1 protein-coding gene is annotated in these 1,202 nt (G+C 43.2%); it reads right to left on the bottom strand.

All coding sequences use genetic code 11. The features are described 5' to 3' along the window. On the bottom strand, positions 1–1,172 hold a 1,172-nt coding region (locus C9J12_RS30055), incomplete at its 3' end, for a glycoside hydrolase family 18 protein (RefSeq protein ID WP_265416176.1). Between the last annotated feature and the right edge of the window lie 30 nt (positions 1,173–1,202).

Below are 1,202 nucleotides of genomic sequence, written 5' to 3'. Positions count from 1 at the left end.
GAAGATAATGTTGGCCCATCAACACTAAAGTTAACGGTACGTTTTTCTGTTGGAGCCCCAAGATACGCTGTGGCTTCAGATGTTTGAACACCACGTCCATAAAAGGCTGCACCGAAGTTAATCTTGTTCGATGGAATGCCTTTTTGTGCCATCCATATTCGCAATGTATCAAGGTCTAGCCCTTGGTATTCCTCTTCAGGGTACGGATACAATGGAGCATTGTGACCCGCAACGTTCGACCAACCACCATTTAAGTCGTAAGTCATCATGTTGAAAGAATCCATCGACGCAACAAGACGATTCCAGTCATAGCCTTCTAGCTTCGCTGTCGATGCAGAAAATGCAGCTGTTAACAGTTTATTAGGTCCAATTCGTTCACGAATATCTTCCATAAGCTGTTCAAAGTTTGCGTAATCTTCAGGGTTACCCGCAAAATTCATCCCACCAAAACCCGGATATTCCCAGTCGATATCAATGCCATCAAAACCCAATGACATCACTTTATCTATATCAGCAAGAAAACGGGCTTTCTTTACCGGATCGGCCGCCATTTCAGGAAAGTGTTTCGACATACTCCACCCCCCCAAAGATGCCATTACCTTCACACCTTTTTGATGGGCAAGATCGATCAAACCTGGTGCCCCACCCGCTTTCTTTAATGGAATAGGGAATTGACCTTGAACACCTGTCGGCACATGTAACCAACCACTTCCACTTTTTACAAACCCTTGCTCTTGTATTTTACGTAGACTGTCAGCCTCCCATGCTTCATTGCCAGGATACTGATGAACATACTCGAGCTCACCCCAAAGAATGTCAAAATCCCAGCTAGAATACACATCAGGGTGTAATAATGGTCCTGGTTCTTGAACGGCATTCGGTTGGTAAATACTTTTATTACGTAAATCACCACTGTGTAATGAGCCGTCTTTTGCAACACCAAAAAAAGAGAAGTTAAGAATAGAGTAGATATCCATATCTACATTTAAATGCGTTGCTTCACCTTTTACACTAAACCCAGCATTTGGTCCTTTCCATGCCTCCCACTGTGTAATATAGCCAATTACATTTTTATCATGCGTTGGCGCTGCGTAAGCGGTAGAGGCGATTCCTGCCATCAACATACCTGTAATAGCACAAGCTATTTTGCTCAGGTTCAATCCCTTTTGCATTGTTATCTCTCCACGTTATGGTCAAAAAAA

It is taken from the genome of Photobacterium frigidiphilum, assembly GCF_003025615.1.
GTDB classification, from domain to species: domain Bacteria; phylum Pseudomonadota; class Gammaproteobacteria; order Enterobacterales; family Vibrionaceae; genus Photobacterium; species Photobacterium frigidiphilum.
Note: the sequence above shows the minus strand (reverse complement) of the source record. Positions and strands in the feature narration are given on the sequence as shown.